This window comes from Ensifer sp. ENS07, from assembly GCF_014852185.1.
Taxonomy (GTDB): domain Bacteria; phylum Pseudomonadota; class Alphaproteobacteria; order Rhizobiales; family Rhizobiaceae; genus Ensifer; species Ensifer adhaerens.
This window is the reverse complement of the sequence record NZ_JACVBE010000008.1, coordinates 315,201-338,000: the sequence shown is the minus strand read 5'-3', so window position 1 is coordinate 338,000 and position 22,800 is coordinate 315,201. Positions and strand designations below refer to the sequence as shown.

The window sequence follows — 22,800 nt, the reverse complement described above, 5'->3', positions numbered from 1 at the left end:
TCGACATCCGCTCCGGCGAGCTGATCGCGCTGCTCGGCCCCTCCGGCTCCGGCAAGACCACACTTCTGCGTCTCGTTGCCGGGCTCGAAAGCCCGACCGAAGGCACGATCTTCTTCGGCGACGAGGACGCCTCGCAAAAGACCGTGCAGGAGCGCAACATCGGCTTCGTCTTCCAGCACTATGCCCTGTTCCGCCACATGACCGTGCTCGACAACGTCGCCTTCGGGCTGAAGGTGCGGCCCTCCAACCGCAGACCGCCGTCGGCCGAGATCCGCAAGCGCGCCCTCGATCTGCTCGACCTCGTGCAGCTCTCCGGCCTCGACAAGCGCTATCCGGCGCAGCTGTCGGGCGGCCAGCGCCAGCGTGTGGCGCTCGCCCGCGCCATGGCGGTGGAACCGAACGTGCTTCTGCTCGATGAGCCCTTCGGCGCGCTCGACGCGCAGGTCCGGAAAGAACTGCGCAAGTGGCTGCGCGACATTCACGACCGCACCGGCCACACGACGATCTTCGTCACCCATGACCAGGACGAGGCGCTGGAGCTCGCCGACCGCGTCGTCGTCATGAGCAAGGGTGTGATCGAACAGGTCGGCACCCCCGACGAGATCTACGACCATCCGGTCTCGCCCTTCGTCTACGGCTTCATCGGCCAGTCGAACTGCCTCAATGTTACGCTGCAGAACGGCGAGATCTGGTTCGAGGATCGGCCGATCGGGCTGCGCGCCCCGTCCGAGCCCGACGGCCCCGCGAAACTGCACTTCCGCCCGCACGACATCGAGCTGATCGACGGCTGCGGCGGTTGCCTTGCCGGCCTCGTTGCCGCCAGCCGCCGCGTTGCCGGCACCCGCCATCTCGAACTCGACCTTGGCCGCAACCATCCGCATGTCGAGATCGAACTCTCGCCCGAACGCGCCGCTGCCGGCGACCACAGCCGCATCGCCTTCCGACCGACAAAGTGGAAGATCTTCAGGGAGGAGCAGGCGAATGCGGCCCCAACGCCGGAGCCGCCGGCCGAAGTGGAGACCGCCGAACCGTTTGAACTGGCACGCACCGGCAGCTGACCGGTCGCGCTCCTAGCCCAGTTTCGCCCGTCTCGTCATGCTTAGCGTGCAAGCGCGCCGACAACGACGGGCTGAGAGTCGCCGTGCGGATATCGGTTTGCTTCGCGATGCGCTAAGCAGGGACGCCCGCTGCCGACAATGGCTGCGGAACCAGGAGAAGCGCATGACGATCGTCGACGACCTGAAACAAGCCCTCGGCGACATCGTGCTCACCGGCACGCAAATCGGCGAACGCCACCGGAGCGACGCCAGCCTGACCGGCCGGGAGCTGCCCAGAGCCGTGATCCGCCCGACAAGCAGTGGCGAGATCGCCACGGCCCTCCGGCTCTGCAACGAGAACGGCCAAACGGTCGTCGTCCAGGGCGGCCTCACCGGACTTGCCGGCGGCGCCAATGCCGGCAACGACGCGGTGGTGATCTCGCTCGAGCGTTACACCGGCATCGAAGAAATCGACCCACAGGCAGGCACCATGACCGTGCGGGCCGGAACGCCGCTCGAAGTGGCGCAACGCGCCGCCGAAGACGCCGGTTTCCTGCTGCCAATCGATCTCGGCGCCCGCGGTTCCTGCCAGATCGGCGGCAACCTCGCCACCAATGCCGGCGGCATCCGGGTGCTTCGCTACGGCGTGACGCGCGACAACGTGCTCGGTCTCGAAGCGGTGCTCGCCGACGGCACGATCATCTCGTCGCTCAACAAGATGATCAAGAACAACACCGGCTACGACCTCCGGCAATTCTTCATCGGCTCCGAAGGAACGCTCGGCGTGATCACCCGCGCGGTCCTGCGCCTGCGGCCCTTGCCCGCCGGCCGGCTGACGGCGCTCTGCGCTCTCGAAAGCTACGACGACGTGGTCGCCTTCCTCACGCGCTGCCAACGCCGCCTGCCCGGCCTCTCGGCCTTCGAGGCGATGTGGGAAAACTACTTCCGCTTCAACGCCGAGGCGGAGAAGCTGAAGTTCTTTGACGAAATCCCGCCCTTCGCGGTGATCGTCGAGCAGGATCTGCTCGGTGATGCCAGCGAGCGTGACGGCTTCGAGGCCTTTCTCGGTGAGGCGCTTGAAGATGGGATCATTGCCGATGCGCTGATCGCCCAGTCGGAGAAAGAAAGCCGTTCGTTCTGGAGCGTGCGCGAAGGCCACGCGATGGACAGCCAGCTGCCGGCGCTCGTCAACCTCGACGTCAGCCTGCCGATCGGCGATATCGGCCGCTTCGCCACGGAATGTGGAGCGGCTCTATTTCAACGGTTCCCGGCCGCCCATGTCTCCTTCTTCGGCCACGTCGCCGACAGCAACCTGCATATCGCCTTTTCGGAGCCTGACAGCGACGCGGACACGCCGCATATCGTCGACGGCATCGTCTACGAAATCGTGCGGCGCTACAAAGGCTCGATCTCGGCCGAACATGGCATCGGCACGCTGAAGCGGGATTTCCTCGACCATTCGCGCAGCCCGGCCGAACTCGAACTCATGCACCGGATCAAACGGGCGCTCGACCCGAACGGCATCCTCAATCCGGGCAAGGTGATCTGAGGCAGCCTCATCGCCACGCAAACGGCTCAAATTCAGAGCCAGGACGCCGGCGTTTTCGGCAGGCGCCCTTCGGGATCGATAACCTTCAGTTCGGCACCCTCGCCCGTGTTCCAGTGCCACAGCGCGACGCAGGTGCCGCCGGGCGACATGAAGGACGGATAGATCAGGCCATCGAAGCCTCGGTCGCTCAACGCCAGTTGCAGGCGGTGCGTCTCCGGCACCAGACCACGATCGAGCGCATCACGCCATTCGCATCGGTGGATTTCTTCGGTGAGACCAAGGTCGGAAAGGATCTCCGGCGCCGTCAGATCGGCAAGACGGGCAAAGCGGAGTTCAAGCTGGGCGATCAGCGCCGGGTGTTGGACGAAACCCTGATTGTATTCGGCCCAGGCGGTCGAGAGCTCGCGGGCGGCATAGATCGTCGGCGTTCCCACGGGATTCCACCTCCCACCGTACCGCCCTGCCCCTTCGCCCGGGAGCGGCGCATGCGCCCAGCGCGGCACATAGGCGCGCCAGAGGCGCACCGGCTCACCAACCGCCATCAGGCGTAGACACCGGAACGCACGGCTTCGAGATAGGCGAGCACCTTGTCGGCCTTGCCCTCGCCGACGAGGTCATAGGCGGTCTTGCCGGCCCAGCCGGGGATCGGCTGGTGCTTGAACCAGATGACGGCGCGGCTGTCGTCGCCCGCCATTTCGCCGGCCATGGCAAGGATACGGACGACGCTGCTCAACGCCGCATCGACCTTTCGGGCACTGGACTTCGCCGTCAGCGTGTTGCGCGCGACACCGATCAGCTTCGCGAGTTCGGCAAGCGTCACGCCAAGGCGATCGGCAACCAGCCGAGCGGACAGGAAAGACGACTGGCTCTCGCCGTAGTGGGCGGTGGAGATGTTGAGACCGACAGCAGCCATGACAGGATCCGCACTTGTTTTGATCATCGTGTTGTCAAAGTAAGATCAAAACATGCCCAAATCAAGGACACCTATCGCCGCCAGGCGGGCTCGCGCTTGTCGAAGAACGCGCCGACACCCTCACGCGCCTCATCGGATTCCCAGCAATCGGCAAGCTGTTCGATGGTCGCGGCAATGGTCTCTTCGGTGATTGGAGCCCCAAGCGAGCGAGCCAGTCGCTTGGCCCGGCCGGTGGCCTCCGGCGCGACCGCCAGATAGGGCTCGATCTCCGCTTCGATCGCCACATCCAGCGCGTCGGCGGCGACAACGGTGGTGGCGAGCCCCAAGGCGCGCGCCTCCTCCGCACCAAACAGGCGGGCGGACATGAACAGCGGCCGCGCCTTACCCTCGCCGATGCGGGCGACGACATAGGGGCTGATGGTCGCCGGGATCAGGCCGAGACGTGTTTCGGTCAGGCCGAACTTGGCGTCGGTCGAGGCAACCGCCGCGTCACAGATGCTCATGAGGCCAACCCCTCCGCCAAAGGCATTGCCATGCAGGCGGCCGATCACGGGCTTCGAGATCTCGTTCAGCGCCTTGAACATCATCGCCAATCGCGTCGCCTCAGCAATGCGAGTCGCCCTGTCTGCATCGAACTGCTCGCGCATCCAGCCGAGGTCGCCGCCGGCGCAGAAGCTGCGGCCCTCGCCCTCAAGGATAACGACGCGGACAGAACGATCAGCCGAAAGCTGCTCTGCCGCCTCGGTCAGTTCGCCGATCATCCGCGCCGAAAGCGCGTTGTGCTTCTGCGGCAGTGCCAAGGTCAGCCGCGTGACACCGCGCGCATCGGTTTCGATCCGGATCGTTTCGAAGGTCATGATCCCGTCCTTAAGGTCCGCGCAAATGCGGCGGCCTGTTCGAGCTTCGCTAGGTCGAGCCCCGTCGAAAAACTCTTGGCCGTTACGAAGGCGTTGACGGCGAGCGTGTCGACATTGCCGGCAGCACCCGGCGCATAGGGGCAGCCACCGAGACCGCCGGCCGAAGCGTCGAAGACCCTAAGGCCGCGGTCGAGCGAAACGGCAATGTTGTCGAGCGCGCGGCCGGAGGTGTCGTGGAAATGCCCGGCGAGCCTGTTGGCCGGAATGCGCTCCAGCACCGCGGCCAGCATCGCGTCCACCGCCTCCGGAGTGCCGCGGCCGATCGTGTCGCCGAGACTGATCTCGTAGCAACCGAGATCGTCGAGCAGGCCGGCGACGCTTGCGGGGCTCGCTGGGGCGATCGCACCCTCATAAGGGCATTCGACAACGCAACTCACATAGCCGCGCAGCAGAATTCCTTTTTCCCGGCACAGTTCGGCAACCGGTACGAACCGCTCGATGCTCTCGGCGATCGAACAATTGATGTTCTTTTGCGAGAAGGTTTCGGAAGCCGAGGCGAAGATCGCCACCTCGTCGGCGCCGGCTTCGAGCGCGGCTTCAAGACCGCGCATGTTGGGCGTCAGCACCGCGTAGCGCGTCCCGGGCCGCCTCCGGATGCCGACCATCACTTCGGCGGCGTCGGCCATCTGCGGCACCCATTTCGGGCTGACGAAGCTCGTCACCTCGATCCGCCCGTAGCCGCAATCAGAGAGCATATCGACGAGACGTATCTTCTCAGTCGTTGGGACGAGCGCGCTTTCATTCTGCAGCCCGTCGCGCGGCGCCATCTCGACGATCGTCACATGCCCAGGCGCCGCTCCGCTCATTCCGCGCTCTCCGGCTGGAGCATCACCAGCACGGCGCCGGCTGTCACCTGCTCGCCTTCGCTGACCTGCACGCTCTCGACCACACCGGCGCGCGAGGCCGACAAGGTGAGTTCCATCTTCATCGCTTCCATGACGGCAAGCGCCTGGCCCTTCTCGACGGCATCACCGGGGCGGACCCGGATGAGCTTGACGATACCGGGCATCGGCGCCGAGACCGCGTCGTCGGCGACCTCGCTTGAGTGACCGGCACCAAGCGCGTCCGGCAAGCGAAGTCCGTAGGTCTCACCGTTCAGGAACAGCGTGATCTGCTCGCCTTCGCGCAGGAAACGGAACTCCTGCTGCGCGCCGGCGATTTCCGCCCGGGCGCCATCGGCAGAGCGATTGAGGATAACGACCGGCAGCGCCGCCGTCCCGGTGTGGACGGCGAACTGATCCCGGCCACGGGCCGCCAGCGCCACGGTCGTCCGTCCACCCAGGTGCTCGATCGCGATGTTGCGGTTTGCGTCACCCCAAATCTGCCAATGGCCGAGCGAAGACCAGGGATCGGCCGATCCGTCCGGCTGCAAGGCTCCGGTCGAAATGATGGCCGCAAGCGCGAGGGCCGCATCGTTCGGCACCGGCGACGCCGATAGCCGATCGATCGAACGATCGATCAGGCCGGTATCGGGGTGCCCGGCGCGAAAATCCGGTTCGGCCGCAAGGCGGGCCAGAAAATCGAGATTGGTGACCGTGCCACCGATGCGGCAGGCCCTAAGCGCGATCTCGAGCCTGGCCAGCGCCGTCGACCGGTTGGACCCGTGCACGATCAGCTTGGCGATCAGCGGGTCATAGAACGGCGTGATCCTGTCTCCCTGCCGGACACCGGCATCGACACGGACGCCCTCCTCCGGAAAGCTCAAGGTCGTGAGTTGCCCGGTCGCCGGCAGGAAGCCGCGCGACGGGTCTTCCGCATAGATGCGGGCCTCGAAGGCCCAGCCGTCGATGGAGATCTCGCTCTGGCGTTTCGGCAGCGCTTCACCGGCTGCAGCCCGCAACTGCCACTCGACGAGATCGATGCCGGTGATCGCCTCGGTGACAGGATGCTCCACCTGCAGCCGGGTGTTCATTTCCATGAAGTAGAACTGATCCGGCCAGAGCCCGTCGGTCACGTCGGCGATGAACTCGACAGTGCCCGCGCCGACATAGCCGATCGCCTGCGCCGCACGAACGGCGGCTTCACCCATGGCGCGCCGCACTTCCGCGGTCATGCCCGGCGCCGGCGCTTCCTCGATCACCTTCTGGTGGCGTCGTTGCAGCGAGCAGTCGCGCTCGTAAAGATGCAGGATGTTGCCGTGCCGGTCGCCGAAGACCTGCACCTCGATATGCCGCGGCTTTGTCAGATATTTCTCGATCAGGACCGCGCCGTCGCCGAAGGCCGCTTCCGCCTCGCGGCGCGCCGCCTCCAGCGCAGCCGGAAAGTCGGCGGCGCTGTCGACCCGCCGCATGCCCTTGCCGCCGCCGCCGGCGCGCGCCTTGATCAGCACGGGATAGCCGATGTTCACCGCTTCCCCGGCAAGGAAGTCCGGCTCCTGTGTCTCGCCGTGATAGCCCGGAACCACCGGCACGCCGGATTGCTCCATCAGCGCCTTGGCGGCATCCTTCAGCCCCATGGCGCGAATGGCCGACGCCGACGGTCCGACGAAGGTGATGCCGGCCGCCTCGACGGCTTCGGCAAAGTCGGCATTCTCCGACAGGAAGCCGTAGCCGGGATGAATGGCGTCTGCGCCGACGGAGTGCGCCGCCGCGATGATGCGTTCGGCCACAAGGTAGCTGTCGAGCGCCGGCGCCGGGCCGATGCGGATCGCCTCGTCGGCCAGCGCCACATGCAGCGCGCCGACATCGGCATCGGAATAGACGGCGACCGTGCGGATGCCGAGGCGCTTGGCTGTGCGGATCACCCGGCAGGCGATCTCACCGCGATTGGCAATCAGGAGTTTGGAAAACATCGGCATCTCCTGGCCCTATTGCGCTGCGATCACATCGATTTCGAGCAACCATCCGGCATCGAAGATGCCGGCGATCGCGACCGTCATGGCGGGTGCTAGCGCACCGAGATATTCGGCGCGGGCCGCGCGGTTGGCCATGGCGTGTTGCCGATCGGCAAGCAGCACCGTCACCTTGACGATATCGGCCTTGGTCATGCCCGCCGCGGTCAATTGCGCGTCGATGTTGGCCCAGACCTGGCGCGCCTGCGCCTCGAAACCCTCCGGCAGCGCGTCTTCAGGCGTCAGCGGCCCCTGCCCGCTGACGAAGAGCAGACGCTCGAAGTTCTCCAGGCGAACGGCCTGCGAGTAGCCTCCACGCGGCTGCGGTGCGTTCGGGGCATTGATGTTTTCGCGTTTCATGGCGGTGTCCCTACATCCTGAAGAGGCCGAAGCGCGTGTCTTCGATCGGCGCATTGAGCGCCGCCGACAGCGACAGGCCGAGCACGTCGCGCGTCTTGCGCGGATCGACGACGCCGTCGTCCCAAAGTCTGGCCGAGGCATAGAGCGGATGGCTCTGGCGTTCGAAGAGATCAAGGATGGGCTGGCGGAAACGCGCCTCCTCCTCCTCGCTCCAGGGCGTTCCCGCCCGCTTCAGGGCCTCGCTGCGCACGGTCGTCAGGACGCCGGCCGCCTGCTCACCACCCATGACGGAGATGCGGCTGTTCGGCCAGGTCCACAGGAACCGCGGCGAAAACGCCCGACCGCACATGCCGTAGTTGCCAGCGCCGAAGGAACCGCCGACCAGCATCGTCACCTTCGGCACACGTGCCGTCGCCACCGCCGTCACCAGTTTGGCGCCGTGCTTGGCGATGCCTTCCGTCTCATATTTCCGCCCGACCATGAAGCCGGTGATGTTCTGCAGGAAGACGAGCGGGATCTTGCGCTGGGCGCAGAGCTCGACGAAATGCGCGCCCTTCAGGGCGGATTCCGAAAACAGCACGCCGTTGTTGGCGATGATGCCGACCGGGATGCCGTGCACATGGGCAAAGCCGCAGACGAGCGTGGTGCCGTAGCGCGCCTTGAATTCGTCGAAACGGGAACCGTCCACGGTGCGGGCGATGACCTCGCGGATGTCGTAGGGCGTGCGCAGATCCGAGGGCACGATGCCGGCGATCTCGTGCGGGTCGTAGAGCGGCGGCTCAGGCGTCACCAGCTCGACCGTCAACGGCTTCAGCCGATTGAGTGCCGAAACGGCCCGGCGGGCGAGCGCCAGTGCATGAGCGTCATCGCGCGCCAGATGGTCGGCCACGCCGGAGAGCCGCGTGTGCACATCGGCGCCGCCGAGATCCTCCGCCGAGACGACCTCGCCGGTCGCGGCGCGCACGAGCGGGGGGCCGGCGAGAAAGATCGTGCCCTGGCCTTCGACGATGATCGTCTCGTCGGACATGGCCGGCACATAGGCGCCACCCGCGGTGCAGGAACCCATCACCACGGCGATCTGCGGGATGCCGGCGGCCGACATATTGGCTTGGTTATAGAAGATCCGACCGAAGTGATCGCGGTCCGGAAAAACCTCGTCCTGGTTCGGCAGGTTGGCGCCGCCGGAATCGACCAGATAGATGCAGGGCAGATTGTTTTCCGCGGCGATCTCCTGCGCGCGCAGGTGCTTCTTGACTGTAAGCGGATAGTAGGTGCCGCCTTTGACCGTCGGGTCGTTGCAAACGATCATGCACTCACGGCCAGACACCCGGCCGATGCCGGTGATCAGCCCGGCCGCCGGCGCATCGCCGTTATACATGCCGTGCGCCGCCGTCATGCCGACTTCGAGGAAGGGTGTTGCCGGATCGATGAGGTTGGCCACCCGGTCGCGCGGCAAGAGTTTGCCGCGGCTGACATGGCGTTCGCGCGCGGTATCACCGCCGCCGGCGGCCGCCACCTTCACCGCGTCTTCGACAGTCGCGATCGCCTCCGCCATGGCCGCCTGGTTTGCCTTGAACGTATCGGAGGACGGAGAAATGTGAGATTTCAGAACGGTCATCAAGTCCTCTTTCGATCGAGTTCGGCCGCTTCAGTTGCCGGCGGCTACCGCGTCTCGGTAAACAGCTCCCGCCCGATCAGCATGCGGCGGATCTCGCTGGTGCCGGCGCCGATCTCGTAGAGCTTGGCGTCGCGCAGCAGGCGACCCGCCGGGTAGTCGTTGGTGTAGCCGTTGCCGCCGAGCGCCTGGATCGCCTCGAGCGCCAGCGCCGTCGCCTTCTCAGCCGCATAGAGAATGCAACCGGCCGCATCCTTGCGCGTGGTCTCGCCGCGATCGCAGGCCGCCGCCACGGCATAGACATAGGCGCGCGCCGCATTCGCCGTCACATACATGTCGGCGAGCTTGCCCTGCATCAGCTGGAACTCGCCGATCGCCTGGCCGAACTGCTTGCGCTCATGCAGATAGGGGACGACCACATCGAGGCAAGCGGCCATGATGCCGAGCGGCCCGGCCGAAAGCACGACACGCTCATAGTCGAGCCCCGACATCAGCACGCGCACGCCACCGCCGATGGTGCCGAGCACGTTTTCTTCCGGCACTTCGCAGTCCTTGAAGATCAGCTCGCAGGTGTTGGAGCCGCGCATGCCGAGCTTGTCGAGCTTCTCGCCGGTCGAAAAGCCGGCATAGCCCTTCTCGACGAGGAAGGCGGTGATGCCGCGCGGGCCGGCGGTCGGATCGGTCTTGGCATAGACGACGAGCACGTCGGCGTCCGGACCGTTGGTGATCCACATCTTGTTGCCGTTGAGCACATAACGGTCGCCGCGCTTGTCGGCTCTGAGCGTCATCGAAACGACGTCGGAACCGGCGCCGGGCTCCGACATCGCCAGCGCACCGACATTCTCGCCGGAAATCAGCTTCGGCAGGTAACGCGCCTTCTGGTCGTCGTTGCCGTTGCGGTTGATCTGGTTGACGCAGAGATTGGAATGGGCGCCGTAGCTAAGGCCGATCGAGGCCGATGCGCGGCTTATCTCCTCCATCGCCACGCAATGGGCGAGATAGCCCATAGCGGCCCCGCCATGCTCCTCGCCGGCGGTAATCCCGAGCAAACCAAGCTCGCCCATCTCGCGCCAGAGCGGCATCGGAAATGCGTTGCTGCGATCGGTCTCGTCCGCCAAAGGCGCGATACGGTCCGTTGCGAAGCGCCGCACGCTCTCGCGCAACGCGTCGATGTCCTCGCCAAGCGCGAAGCTCAATCCGCCCTGAAACATGTCTATCCTCCCATCGTGCCGGCCAGTGCGGTCTCCTCCCACAGCGGCCGGACGATAACGCTCCATCCTCTACGCGGATCGCAGCGAATGCAATGAGATCAACGCCGCGACATGGCCGGACGATAGCACCGCGTTTCGCTAATTTCCTTCCAAAGAGGGGCAAAGCCAAGCACGATATGCAAATCCGGAACCGCCTGCCGATTGCATCCTGTGCGCGAACGAGTTGGCGGGCCCTCGCGCCGAGTCCGGCGGCAAGCGTTCCACTCCTGGTACGGCAACAGGTGTCGCCGTGACATCGCGGGATCGACGATCAGTTCTTGTTCGGCCAGATTTCCTGGCTGGCCTCGACGGCCGCAAGGCCCTGCATCGCGTCTCTATTGCCGGTGGCGGCAAGCGCCTCGAAGATGCGTCGCGCTTCCGCGTGGTACTTGAGGTTCATGTAGGCGTAGCCGCGCAGCACCATCAGGTCCTGGCGGCGGGTCGAGATCTGCCCGAGCTGATCGAGAAAAAGGATGGCCTCGCGGTAGCGATTGGCATTGAAGGCGGCAATGGCACGGTCGGCGAGGATCGCCGTCTGCAGCTCGTCGACCCGCCCCCGGCTCTGCGTCGACTTGGTCGCTGACACCGCGGCCTTGTTGGTGAGACCAGCGCGCAGGTAGGCCAGGCTCTGGCCATAGGCAGCGTCTTCGCGCATCTGCGACGCAGGCGCCTGCAAGGCCACCTCGAATGCTTCGGCGGCCTCCAGCGGCCGGTTGAGGTCCATCAGGCACCAGCCGCGTGCGAGCGCCGCCTGCGGCGCCATGCCGGCGGGATTGATGGTGGTTCGGCAGCCGGCCCCGCTGCGCACCGATTTCTGCACGACGCCGCCCGTGCGCGGCCTCTGAGCGGCAGGTTGCTCGACCACCTCTGTGACGACGGTGGTACGGGCCGTCGGCTGCGGTTGCGTCCGTTGCACCTCGGCCGTCGGAAGCGGCGCGCGGCTGACTTCGTCGAGCTTCTCCTTGACTTCGCCAAGCCGGGCGATGCGTTCGGAACGGCCCGACCACAAACGCTGGACTTCGACGACGCCATCCTTGTCGTTCAGCTGGTCACGGCTGAGCGCGAGGCCATAGGCCGACGGCTCGTCGTCCGGCTTCCAGCGCAGCGCCGTTGCAAACCATTGTGCGGCGGTTGCCGGCTGGTTGAGGGCGCGCGCATACCAGCCGAACTGCTGGGCCGTGGCCGGTTCGCGGGCCTTGGTCGTTTCCTGAGCGATCCGCGCCAGCACGGCGGCATCGAGGGCGACCGGCGGATCGATCGCCAGCAGATTGGCAGTCGCCGCGAAATAGGTCGCAAGGGCATCGGGCGAGCTATCGCGCCACGGGTAGAGTACGGCCTCGGCCTCGAGCGGTGCCTTGCGCGCGATCAGCGTCAGCGCCAGCCCCTGCGCGGCGGAGGCGCTGTCTTCCTTGTCATGGGCACGGCGGAACCATTGCTCGGCGGCGCTCATGTTGTCGCGGCGCAGCTGATACCAGCCGAGCAGCAGGGCGTCGCTTGCCGTGCCACCGGTCTCGGCCAGTTTTTCGACGCGCTGGACGTACTTGGGATCAACCGCAAGCGCTTTGTCTCCGTCACCTTCGGCAACGAAGCGCCGGGCGAGATCGTCACGGATGCTTTCGAACTCCGGCACGCCCTCCGGCGTGGTGCGCTCGAGCGCGAGCAGATCCTGCAGCGTCGCGTAGGACAGCACAGCGGCAGCCTTCTGCACGGTGGCGAGCCGTTCCGGCGCGTTGTCGCAGCTCTTCAGCACATAGAGATAGGCATCGCGGGCCCGGTCCGGCCGCTTGGTCTCGGCAAAGGCCTGCGCCACATGCCAGAGCACATCCACTTCCGAGCAGGTCAGAAGGCTCGGCGTGCTCGCAGCAATCGAAATCACGGTTTCATACTGCTTGAGCTCGGAGGCGTTCACCAGCCGGGCGCGAGCCTCGGCGACGTTGAGGCGCTCGAGCAGGTCCGATGGCGGCTGCCAGGCGGCTTCCTTCGCCTGACGCTCGGCGATCGCCTTGCGCACTTCGGCGTAGCGGCCTTCAGAGTAGAGCCGCCACATGGTTTCGAGCGCGACGTCGTTGTTGCGTGGCACAGCCAGCGGATCGGCGGGCGGGACCCAGTCGGGATAAAGCGAGCGCAGGCGCGAGATTTCCGCCTGCAGCCGTGCGGTATCGCCCTTGGCGGCAAAGTAGCGAAGCGCCGATTCGTCGACGACCGACTGCGGCTTGCTTGTGCTTTGTGCTTCCTCCGACGGCCTGTCGGCCTGGGCCACCTCGGTGAATTGCGGCGGCGCGCCGCGCGCGCCCTGGCCGGCGCTGCCGCCGACGGCGGGCGCCTCCTGGCTCTCGCCAGTCAAGCTGCCGAGTTTCTTGTTGTCCTGGCGCAAGAAGCCGCCATCGGTCAGTCCGGCAACCCCGATCGCCGTAGTCATCACAGCGGCAATGGCAACGATTGAGGACTTCATAGACACTCCGGACGCTTCTCCCTCACGTAAGACAGCCCCAACAGGTGCAGCGTGGAAGGGTAATATTGCGTCGGGCTGAACACCTTGACGCTGTCGGGTATCGGAACCCTGTCCAAGACACAGGCCAGAATATGGTTAACAAATCGATAACCGGGGTCCGTGAGGCTGGTTTGAACGGCCCCCGTAGAGGCGTCGCTGAGGACCAATGCGTCTTTGTCGCCGGCCATTCCCGCCCGCAGCCGCGCCATCAGATCGCGGCCACCCATGTCCGCCCGGGCGAGGTAGAGCGGGATCCGCAAAGCGTTGTAGCCGAACTCGGCGGGAAAGCCCTGGGCTGGCTTCGGCATCGCACGCAGGCTGACCCAGTCGGCCGGCAGTTTTCTCGGGCCTGATTGCAGGGCATTGAGCAAGGCCAGGCCGTCATCCGAGAGCGCCTTCCAGCGCGGCGACGGCGCTACCCGATCAAGTGCGGGAAAAGCCTCGAAGATCCAGTAGGACGGATTGACCACCGGGCCATCCGGGCGATCGGTCGTGCCGAAGCCCGTAACGCCGGGCAACAGCAGCGTTCGCCCGCCATGATCGAGCAGGGTGTTGTCGAGGATGGCCTTGGCGATCCGCGAGGCGGCCTGCAGGTAATCCTGCCGCTTCCAGCGTTCACCGGCGAGCACCAGCGCATAGGCGATCAGGATGTCGCCGTCGGTGGCATTGTTGATGTCGATAATGTGCGGCGTTTCGGTGGCACTCCACTTCCACGCCGCCAGCCCATCGTCGCGCAGCAGCAGCTCACGGCGCGTGAACGACCAGATCAGCGCGAAGTCGGCCGGGTTGTCGGCCAGCACGGCGAGAAGCAGGCCATAACCCTGTCCCTCGCTATGGCTGACATTGCCATTGGCGTCGTCGATGATCCGGCCACCGGCATCGAGGAACCGCGCCTTGTACTGGTCCCATTCCCCAGCCTTCACCGAGCCCGCCTGTTCGTCGGCCCCGGCCGCCATCGGCAAAAGGAGCGCAAGCAATCCGGCGAGAAGCGCGGTTCGCCACCTCATTGGCGCCGCCCCAGGCGGGTCAGCATCGAGGATGTTGCCAGCCCCAGAAGCACCGACAGCACGATCAGCAGCAGGGCATAGACCATGATGTTGCTGGACAGCCAGTTGGCAAAGATCAGGCGATAGTTGGTGAGCGACGGCGGCTGCGTCTGGACGAAATCGAAACCGGCGACCGGCGTCGCCTCGATCTTGTCCGTCGCCGGCTCGTAGGCCGAAACCCGCCCGGCAAGCTGTTGCCAGCGCGTGACGTCGGCGATCGCCGCCGTGCCCTCACGCAGACGCTTGCCGGTTGGCGCCGTCAGCAGCGTCCAGGTCGCGTCGTCGCTCGGATTGGCGCCTTGCGCAATCACAAGCCCGGCACTTTCCGGCGGAATATAGGCGGCTTGCGCTTCGGGCAGGATACGCAGCGAGCTCAGCGAAATGTCGAACTCCTGCTTCACCCAGGTCTGAAACCCCGTGACCTGGTTGCGCCAGGCGCCGCCGCTCAGGCGCGTGCGCCACTCGTCGATGGCCTTCTGCGTGTCGTCAGGACGGCCGGTGTCCTCCGCATTGCCCCAGGACATCTGCCTGGCGGGGTCGATACCAACCTGTGTCAGCACCGTCTTCGGCAACTGCGGCATGGCGCCGATGAAGATCGCGTTGCGGCTGCCGGCTGCAAGCGGCGATGTGATCACCTCCACCAGCATCGGCCTGCCGCCGGCAACCGCCAGGCGGGCAAGGAAGGTCGCGGCCGCCGACAGCGTGTCCTCGTCGGCACGGTCGAGGAAAAGGGGAACGGCGGCGCTATCACTGCGATAGGGGGCGGCAGCACCGGAAATCGCAGCGATATTCGGCCGGCGACCGATGCGCGCGAAGTCCGGCATTCGCAGTTCGGACGTATCGAAGAGCGCGAAGCGGGGATCGTTAGAGGCCGGCGTTCCCGGCGCGCAGGCCTTGTCCGGCTCGGCGGAGAGCACCGCCTCGATCTCGATCAGGTTCGGACCGGGCTTGAAATGGCGCATCGTTACTTTGATCGGCAGGTGGCGCAGGATGTCGCCTGTGGCCGAGTTCAAAGGGATCGTCGATGCGATGTTGCCGTTGATATAGATGTCGATGTGGCTGCCTGGAAGCACGGCATCCGTATAGGCAGCGTCGAGCAAAAGCGTCGCGTCGCCATAGGCGTCGGCATAGAAATCCGACGGCACGGCTACGGAGAAACGCGTGCGAAAGCGCCGGCCGGTAAATTCGCTGGTTTCCACCCCGAGTTCGGAGAAGCGCAGGCGCGCATTCGTCACGACCAGCGGCGTCTCCGGCAACTGCCAACGCCCGGTGGCGATGACGTCGCGCGGCACGTTGCTCGGGCGGTCCATCGGCTGCGTGATCCCCTCGATCGCCTCCTGAACGGCGGACCAGTCTGGACCGCTGATCACCAGCACCGACGACTTCGTCTTGCCGTCGCGCACGAACATGGCGACAGGGCCGCTCGACGCACCTTCCGGCAGTCGCTCGAGGAACGGCGCCACTTCCTCCGCGGTGCCGACGAGCGCAGTCATTTGCCCGGGTTTCGCGAGTTCAGGCATGGTCTCGCTGAGGGCGAATTCCTGGGCGGGCATCTGGCCGCGCAACGCCATGCCTTGCGCAAGCCGCATCAGAGCTGCCGTTCGGCTCGGCTGCTGGAGGCCGGGTACGACCAGGTTGAACTGCGTCCGGCCGCGCGCATCGAGCCCGACTGCGCGTACGTCGTCGAGACTGGAAAGCGTCGCGCTGTCGCCGGAGGAAAACCGGATGAAGGCCGATTCCGGTGCGATCTCAGTCCACAGTTCATAGGTCGATTCGACCGTGCAGTCCGTGCGGTGGCGTTGGCGAACCTTGACGCGAATATCGTTGGATCCGGCGCGCAGCAACCCGGGCTTCAGGTCGTAGCTCAGCGGCGTGGCGGCCTCCGCCGAGCCGATCGGCTTCTCGCCGGCCAGTTCGCCATTGACGAAGATCGAAAGCGTCGACGCTTCCGGCGCAACGACGATCGCGTTCTGATAGGCGAAATCAAGCGACGCGGCAGATTGCGCCTGCGCCGGCGTCAGATAGACGGACCAGGTGCGTTCATCGACCTCGCCGGTCAGCGACAGTGCGCTGAACGGGATGATGAAGCGCTTGAAGTCGTCCGGCGGCTTGAGCGTGACGATGGGCTCTGCCGGCCCGGCGTTGCTTCCGGTGTCTGCCGGCGGCTGCAGGATCGGAACATCCGCCGGGCGCTCGCCGGACATGTCGAAAGGCGACGGCTGCGCCGACACGCCGGTTGCAAGGCTCGCAAGCAAGAGGGCTGGGAGAACGAGGCGCCTGAGCATCAAGCGCCCTCCTTCTGCGCCTCGGAGCCACGCAGGCTGCGAAGGAAGTAGATCATGCCGCGGCTCGTCTGATAGAGCGCCAGCCAGAGGAACCAGAACGTTCCGCGCACCAGTCCCGGATTACCGCGCCGGGCGCTTTGAAACTCGCTCCATTGCCGCGAATTGGCAAAGATCAGGTCGGCGACCAGGCTGTGATGGCGGGCGACCTGCGGCAGGTAGCGGCAGCCCATGATGGTGATATCGCCGGCAACCTCCTTGTTGCGGATCGCGACAGGCAGCGTCTCGGCCACGCCGCTGCCGCTGTAGGGCTCGAAGCGGATCCCGCCCTCGGTGTCGGTCGGCAGCGTCGATGCGTCGATGCCGTAGACCTGGACGCGCGCGCCGTGCGCCGAGACATCCTCGATCGTTGCCGGATACCATTTGTCGGCGACCCCGAATTCGCAGCGGCGGCTGACCTTGACGCGCCGGGAGGCTGCCCGCTCGCCGCGCTCCGACACGACGCCGAGCACGCAGCCGGCCATGATCAGGTTCAAGAGGTTCCAGCCGCCGACGACGAGCGTCACGTCTGCCTTGTACGGCTCGGTGTAGACCCGGTAGACCGTCATGAGCAGGGCGACGAAAAGCACCGCGAAGATGACGAAGAACGGCCGGGCAATCTCGGAGAGCCGGCTTTCCAGGATCGATTCATCCTTTGCCGTCACCTTGAAGGTCGGCCGGCTCGGCCGCAGCAGCACCGAGATGACCGCCGGCAGCAGATGCACCGTCTGGGCGAACTCGTAGAGTTCAGAGATCCAGGGCCAGCGGAACGAGCCGTAGAGATAGTTCTGCATCATCAGGTTCACGACCATGTAGGCCAGCGTATAGGCGAGGAACTCGCCGCCAGACGCCGTGAAGATCTCAAGGTCGAAGAACAGATAGAAGAGCGGCGCAAAAAGGAAAATCGTCCGCGGGATCGGAAACAGCCAGAACAGCGTCGACGACATGTAGCAAAGCCGTTGCGGGATCGACAGTCCGCCCTTGAACAGCGGAAAGCGGAATATGAGGATCTGCATCATCCCTTGCGCCCAGCGGCTGCGCTGGCCGATGAAGCTGGCGAAGGTCGCCGGTTGCAGGCCGGCGATCAGCGGGCGGTCGACATAGATGCTGTTCCAGCCGCGTCCGTGCAGCGCCAATGCCGTTTCGCAATCCTCGGTGATGCTCATGCCGCTGAAGCCCTCGGTATCCTCCAGCGCCTTGCGGCGGAGAACGGCGGCCGAGCCGCAGAAGAAGGCGGCATTCCACTTGTCGAGACCGCGCTGGATGATGCCGTAGAACATCTCGTTCTCGCTCGGCATTTTCTCGAAAGTGCGCAGGTTGCGCTCAAGCGGATCCGGATTGAGGAAGAAGTGCGGCGTCTGCACCAGGAACAGCTTCGGGTCCTGCTCGAAATAGCCGACGGTCTCTAAAAGGAAGTCGCGCGCCGGCGCGTGGTCGGCATCGAAGACCGCAATCAACTCGCCGTCGGAGTGCAGCATGCCGTTGTTGAGGTTGCCGGCCTTGGCGTGCTCGTTGCGCTCGCGCGTGAGGTAGCGCACGCCGAGATCGTCGCAAAGCGCCTGCAGTTCGGCATTGCGGGCGGATGCGCGCTGCGCTTCGACAAGGTTTGCCGAGTTGCGCTTCTGCAGGGTGCCGCCGTCGTCGAGCAGCCACACCGTCAGCTTGTCGGCCGGATAATCCATCGCCTTGGCGGCGGCAAGCGTATTGGCGAGCAGGCCTGCGTCCTCGTTGTAGGACGGCACGAAGACATCGACCTTCGGAAACTTGCCGGGAGAGATCGAACTCGCCTTTCGCGGCGGCAACGGCATCGCCACTACGAACAGGCTGAGCGACAACATCATCACGCTGTACATTTCAGCGAGGTAGAGCAGGAAGCCCGGGATGAAGTTTTCAAGCTGGTTGAGCGGCGGCAGCGTGCTTGTCGTGCGCCAATAGACATAACGCAGCACGATCGCCGTACCGAAGGCGAGCGCGATCAGCCGCCAGCGGCCACCGGCATTGGCAAGCTTGAGCACGGCCATGAAGGTAACGATGAGAACGCTGACGATGAGCTGCGTCTGGAGGTTCACCGGCAGCGTGATGACCGCCATCACACAAAGCGAGAAAAACGCCCAAGCGGCAACCGATCCGATCCTGCTCATACATTTGCCTTCCAGCGTTCGGCATCATGCCACTGGTATTGCCCGACCCATATTCGACCGAGTCTCCCCTACCGACACCAGCCCATAACAAAGGATGGTTAGCGGTCGATTAAGGGCAGGCTCCTCCGGTCTGCTGCCCTGCGCACGCGGGAGCCGGCACGATCACGTTCGGCAAGGTTTTCGCCGTGGTTTCCGCCTGCGCCTGCGGCATTGAGACGGTCCCGTCCGGCTGCGGAACCGGGATCGACGTCACCGCGGCGGGCGCAACGACCTGCTGTTCGACGCGTGCCGGAACGCTGCTGACTTCACGCCGTGCCACGGGCTGCACCTGGCGCCGCGGAACCGCCACCGGAGCGCTCGTGGTCACCGCCTCTTCCTGGCGGTAGATCGGGCTGCCGGTTCGGCCGAGACCCGCCTCCAGCGGCGGCGGCGCGCCATAGGGGTTCCAGGCAGGATCGCCGAAGGTGCCGGTGATCGTGTAGCCGTAGACCGGGGCCAAAAGCTCGGTCTCGCTGGCGCCTGCCGCGCAATAGCGCAGCCGCACCTGGATCGTGCCGTAGCCCTTGAGCGGCGAGCGATGGTTCTCCGCCTGGCGGATCTGCTGCCAGGCAAAGATGCAGGCGTCGTTCGCCCGGCCCTGACCGAAGGCATAGCCGAACGGCCCGTAATTGTTCTGCAGGAAGTAAGGGTTGAGCGACAGCGAAACGCCGGGCAGCGCCCGGCGCGCCTCAGCCATCATTTTGTTGTCGCGCACAGCGGCATAGTTCGAGCGGGACTGTTGGTCGAACTTGGCGTTCATCGGGCCGAAGAACTTGGCCCGCAGCAGGTTCTGACCTGGGGTCGCCGCCGAGGTGTAAAGATAGATATCCTGCTCGATCGCGTTGGTGCTGCGCCGTTCGACGACGTTCAGAACCGCAGGCCCGCCGGGCGGCGGCAGGATCAACGCGTTTTCCGAGGGAACCATGATGCTGCCGGTCGGCGTGCCGACGTCCTGGCGCGTGTTGCAGCCCGACAGCACGGTCGCGGCCACCAGCGACACCGCAGCCACGCGCCAGCCGTTCGCAGGGCGCAGCCGTCTCTCCGACGTGCCGAATCTCCGACTCAGATATCGTTGCATCATGGCTGAGCATTAGTTGATTCACCCCATTTCGCAAACCCGCGAAGAATGGGGGCAGAGATGCGACCGGGCGACGACGCACGGCTTTGTCCCCTCAAAATCGATTGTTTCAGGGCGGGCCGGCGCGCTTCGGCGGCGCCGCGACCAGTCGCCTCAAACCGCTTCTCTGGGACGGGCAAGATCGTTGACACCCTCATCATCCGGGGCCTGCCCGTAGCTCATGCGGCGCATCTGCGCGATGACGCGCTCCATCTCGTCGTCGGGCAGAACCGGCGGCTCGCCAAGCGTCAGCGCCTGAACATACATGCGCGACAGGGTCTCGATCTCGATCGCCAGCCACAGGGCGGACTCGAGCGTCCTGCCGAGCGAGATCTGGCCGTGCTGGCCAAGCAGGCAGGCCGTACGGTCCTTGAGCGCCACAAGCGCATTGTCGGACAATGCCTGCGTGCCGAAGGTCGCATATTCTGCACAGCGGATCGTCGTGCCGCCGGCAATGCCGGTCATGTAGTGAAAACTCGGGATGGTCTTGTGGTGGCAGGCAAGCGTGGTCGCATAGACCGAATGGCAGTGCAGTACGACGTTGATATCCGTGCGTTCCCTCAGGATATCGCGGTGGAAACGCCATTCCGACGACGGACGAAGACCGACATAGGTACCGTCGAAATCCATCTCGACCAGATCCTCAGGCTGCATCGTCTCATAGGGCAGCGACGACGGCGTGATCAGGAAACCGGTCTCGGTACGAACAGAAATGTTGCCCGCAGTCCCCTGGTTGATACCGTTCGAATTCATGCGGCGGCAGATGTCCACCATCTCGCGGCGGAGCGACAGAATGTCGGCCTTGCTCATCGATATGTCCTTTCGAAGTCGCGACTGAAACCATTGTTGCGCCCAGCCCGGGCGCGGGCTCGCCATTGCGACGCATAGACGGCGACAGCAGGCGAGAGGTGAGACACGTCGCCGGGATCGGCGAGCGAAAGCGGCGCCGGGCGCCGGCGCCGGCCCTCGCTTGCAAGCAGTGCGGCGCCGGAGGCCACGCCATAGGCATCGAGATTGAAACGCACACGCCGGTTCGGCATCAGTGCGGCGACGAGGCGGGCATAGAGCGGGTCGCGCAGGAAGCTTCCGTCGAGTACGACCAGCGGCCCCGGCCCCAGCGCCTCCACGCACTCCGCCGTTAGAAGCGCGCAATAGAGCAACGCCAGCGCCTTGCGTTCGATCGGCGTTTCCGGCGGTGGCCCGCTGATGCGACCGCGACCGGCACTTTCCGGAAAGAGGCCGTCATCGTCGCCGAACGACGGCAGAGCCATGCTGCGTCTGGCGATCAAGCAGAGAACGACGTCGTCAGGCACCGCGGCGTTCGGCGGTTCGCAGCCCGCCACATGGGAGAACTCGCGGCCACCCATCGTGAGCACGCCGCCGAGCGGGCGCCCGAAGACGTCGCTGTTCAGCGTCATGCCGCGGTGTTCGTCGAGCCGGTCGAGGGCCGTGCGGCCGGAAAAGCCGACGATCCAGGTTCCGGTCGAAACGACGATGAAATCGTTGAGCCCGCCGGCGTGATAACGATAGTGGTTGAGGCTGCTGTCGTGGCCGCCCGTAAGCACGCGCAAGCCTTCCGGCAACCCGTGGCGCCGGACAAGCTCGAGACGAGCGGAGCCGAGGACCTGCCAGGCATCGGCGAAATCCGGCATCAGGCTCCGCCAGCCGCGTGTCCCGACAATGGGCGCGAAGCGGCGTTCGGCGACATTCCAGAGATGCGATTGCGCGCCGAGCAAGCTCGCCTCGGATGCAGCAACGCCCGACAGTCGCCACGCCCAATATTGCGGCAGGCCAAGATACCAGCGCGCGGCGGCGACGGCATCGGGCGCATGCTCCTGCATCCAGTAGAGTTGGCGCGCCTGATGGGTGGCGCTGTGCATCGTCGCGCTGCCGCGGTCGAAAAACGAGCCGGAAAGCGGCGCGTAGCCGAGCTGGATTTTATCCGGCACCGGCTGCTCGTAATCGATCATCGGCAGAACAGCGCCAGCGGCCATATCCGGGTCATCGCCGGCGAGTACGCCGCCAGACCCGTGACCGGCGGCGACGAAGGTTTGCAGCGGATGGCGGCGACCAAGACCTGCGAGACTGGCGAAGATCCATTCGCCGAGGCTTTCGAGATCGTGATGCCGCCAGGGCGGGCCCGGCAGCACTGGGTTGGCGACGCTCAGCGTTTCCACGACGAAACCGTCTGATGTGACCGCGTTCAGCTTCACATTGGTCTTGCCGACGTCAAGGACGGCGACCGTCCCCGTGTCCGCATCCGCTGAAACTGCCATACCGAGACCCTCCGTCCTGATAGAGGGGGCGCTTAAAGCGCGCGCGCCTAGATCAATCCGTATTGCCGGGCCTTGTTCCTAAGGAACGGCAGGCCGTTGCCCATCACTTCCTCTTCGTCCCTGGCGACCGGCCGCCAGACCGCAAGGCCATAGGCCACTTCCGGCGGCATGTTGATGAAGCTTTCCATCGCCAGCCCACCCTTGAAACCGATCGCGGCCAGCGTCGCGAAGATCTCGTCCCAGGCGCAATTGCCATAGCCGGGCGTGCCGCGGTCGCTTTCGGACAGGTGGATGTATTTGATGAAGTCGCGTGCATCGAGGATGCCGGTGCCGATGCCCTTTTCCTCGATGTTCATGTGGTAGGTATCGAGATGCACGAAGACATTGTCGGCGCCCACCCGCTTGATCATGTCGACCGCTTGCCAACCGGTGTTGATCAGGTGGTTCTCGTAGCGGTTGACCGCCTCGACACCCAGTTCGATGCCGCGGGTTTTGGCGTGCTTGGCGGCGGCCTGCAGCACACGGGCAATGTTGTCGTATTCGGCTTCAGTCGGCGGCACGCCGGTGCGCTCGCCGATGCCGCCGTAGATGACGCCGGACAGCGCCTCGCCGCCGAGATCGGCCGTCTTGTCGATCGCCACCTTCAGATGCTCGATCGCGGCATCGGGTCGGACGGATGCCCAGGCGCGCTCCGGCAGGCCGAGCGAGCAGACCGCGCGCAGCTTGTTTTTCTCCAGCAGCGCCCTGGTATGGGCAGTATCAACCGCCGGCGGATTGAGCATCGGGATCTCGATGAAGTCGACGGCGTATTTTACCGCCGCCGCAACGGCGCGCTCCGCACCGGGGCGATCCCAATTCATGGTCCACATGCTCGTATGGACGCCAAAACCCTGCATGG

General features: G+C 65.4%; 18 protein-coding genes. 2 read left to right on the top strand and 16 right to left on the bottom strand.

The window, feature by feature from the left end; genetic code table 11:
* Together IB277_RS23965 and IB277_RS23960 are read left to right on the top strand one after the other, a co-directional pair.
* Positions 1–1,058 (top strand): sulfate/molybdate ABC transporter ATP-binding protein (locus IB277_RS23965; RefSeq protein WP_246812807.1); only part of this gene is annotated, 1,058 nt, incomplete at its 5' end.
* A 163-nt stretch (positions 1,059–1,221) separates the two neighbouring features.
* Positions 1,222–2,586 (top strand): FAD-binding oxidoreductase, encoded by a 1,365-nt coding sequence (locus tag IB277_RS23960; protein WP_060529102.1) that lies wholly within the window; start codon positions 1,222–1,224, stop codon positions 2,584–2,586.
* 32 nt (positions 2,587–2,618) lie between these two features.
* Here the strand turns inward: IB277_RS23960 and IB277_RS23955 are convergent, their stop codons facing one another.
* The 16 genes from IB277_RS23955 to IB277_RS23880 form a co-directional block, all read right to left on the bottom strand.
* Positions 2,619–3,128, bottom strand: a complete 510-nt coding sequence (locus IB277_RS23955; RefSeq protein WP_192371961.1) for an RES family NAD+ phosphorylase — start codon at positions 3,126–3,128, stop codon at positions 2,619–2,621.
* Positions 3,128–3,499 carry an antitoxin Xre/MbcA/ParS toxin-binding domain-containing protein gene (locus IB277_RS23950; RefSeq protein WP_060585838.1) on the bottom strand — a complete coding sequence of 124 codons (372 nt, stop codon included), beginning with the start codon at positions 3,497–3,499 and terminating at the stop codon, positions 3,128–3,130. The genes IB277_RS23955 and IB277_RS23950 overlap by 1 nt, the downstream gene beginning before the upstream one ends.
* A gap of 71 nt (positions 3,500–3,570) precedes the next feature.
* The gene (locus IB277_RS23945; RefSeq protein ID WP_112975373.1) at positions 3,571–4,356 is read right to left on the bottom strand and encodes a crotonase/enoyl-CoA hydratase family protein; all 786 of its coding nucleotides are present in this window, start codon (positions 4,354–4,356) and stop codon (positions 3,571–3,573) included.
* On the bottom strand, positions 4,353–5,222 hold the full coding sequence (locus IB277_RS23940) for a hydroxymethylglutaryl-CoA lyase (RefSeq protein WP_112975372.1): 870 nt from the start codon (positions 5,220–5,222) through the stop codon (positions 4,353–4,355). The genes IB277_RS23945 and IB277_RS23940 overlap by 4 nt, the downstream gene beginning before the upstream one ends.
* A complete protein-coding gene (locus IB277_RS23935) occupies positions 5,219–7,207 on the bottom strand; it encodes an acetyl/propionyl/methylcrotonyl-CoA carboxylase subunit alpha (protein WP_060529106.1) in 1,989 nt (662 codons plus the stop codon). Before IB277_RS23935 ends, IB277_RS23940 begins: the two co-directional genes overlap by 4 nt.
* Positions 7,208–7,222: 15 nt before the next feature.
* On the bottom strand, positions 7,223–7,606 hold the full coding sequence (locus tag IB277_RS23930) for a RidA family protein (RefSeq protein WP_192371960.1): 384 nt from the start codon (positions 7,604–7,606) through the stop codon (positions 7,223–7,225).
* Positions 7,607–7,616: 10 nt separating this feature from the next.
* Positions 7,617–9,224 carry a carboxyl transferase domain-containing protein gene (locus tag IB277_RS23925; protein ID WP_060529108.1) on the bottom strand — a complete coding sequence of 536 codons (1,608 nt, stop codon included), beginning with the start codon at positions 9,222–9,224 and terminating at the stop codon, positions 7,617–7,619.
* A gap of 44 nt (positions 9,225–9,268) precedes the next feature.
* A complete protein-coding gene (locus IB277_RS23920; protein WP_112975371.1) occupies positions 9,269–10,432 on the bottom strand; it encodes an isovaleryl-CoA dehydrogenase in 1,164 nt (387 codons plus the stop codon).
* A 310-nt stretch (positions 10,433–10,742) separates the two neighbouring features.
* Positions 10,743–12,923 carry a cellulose synthase gene (locus IB277_RS23915; protein WP_060529110.1) on the bottom strand — a complete coding sequence of 727 codons (2,181 nt, stop codon included), beginning with the start codon at positions 12,921–12,923 and terminating at the stop codon, positions 10,743–10,745.
* Positions 12,920–13,969, bottom strand: coding sequence for a glycosyl hydrolase family 8 (locus IB277_RS23910; protein ID WP_060585793.1), 1,050 nt, complete (start codon positions 13,967–13,969; stop codon positions 12,920–12,922). The genes IB277_RS23915 and IB277_RS23910 overlap by 4 nt, the downstream gene beginning before the upstream one ends.
* Entirely contained in the window at positions 13,966–16,293 is a 2,328-nt protein-coding gene (locus IB277_RS23905; protein WP_060585792.1) for a cellulose biosynthesis cyclic di-GMP-binding regulatory protein BcsB, read from the bottom strand. The genes IB277_RS23910 and IB277_RS23905 overlap by 4 nt, the downstream gene beginning before the upstream one ends.
* Positions 16,293–18,470 (bottom strand): UDP-forming cellulose synthase catalytic subunit, encoded by a 2,178-nt coding sequence (bcsA, locus tag IB277_RS23900; RefSeq protein WP_034789955.1) that lies wholly within the window; start codon positions 18,468–18,470, stop codon positions 16,293–16,295. The genes IB277_RS23905 and bcsA overlap by 1 nt, the downstream gene beginning before the upstream one ends.
* A 109-nt stretch (positions 18,471–18,579) precedes the next feature.
* Positions 18,580–19,518: a cellulose biosynthesis protein BcsN gene (gene bcsN, locus IB277_RS23895; RefSeq protein WP_063894939.1), complete on the bottom strand. Its 939-nt coding sequence runs from the start codon at positions 19,516–19,518 to the stop codon at positions 18,580–18,582.
* Between the two features lie 222 nt (positions 19,519–19,740).
* Positions 19,741–20,436, bottom strand: coding sequence for a class II aldolase/adducin family protein (locus IB277_RS23890; protein WP_060529113.1), 696 nt, complete (start codon positions 20,434–20,436; stop codon positions 19,741–19,743).
* Positions 20,433–21,902 carry an FGGY family carbohydrate kinase gene (locus IB277_RS23885; protein ID WP_192371959.1) on the bottom strand — a complete coding sequence of 490 codons (1,470 nt, stop codon included), beginning with the start codon at positions 21,900–21,902 and terminating at the stop codon, positions 20,433–20,435. Before IB277_RS23885 ends, IB277_RS23890 begins: the two co-directional genes overlap by 4 nt.
* A gap of 47 nt (positions 21,903–21,949) precedes the next feature.
* Complete coding sequence (locus IB277_RS23880; RefSeq protein ID WP_060519900.1) at positions 21,950–22,798, bottom strand: sugar phosphate isomerase/epimerase; 849 nt, start codon at positions 22,796–22,798, stop codon at positions 21,950–21,952.
* Positions 22,799–22,800: the final 2 nt, after the last annotated feature.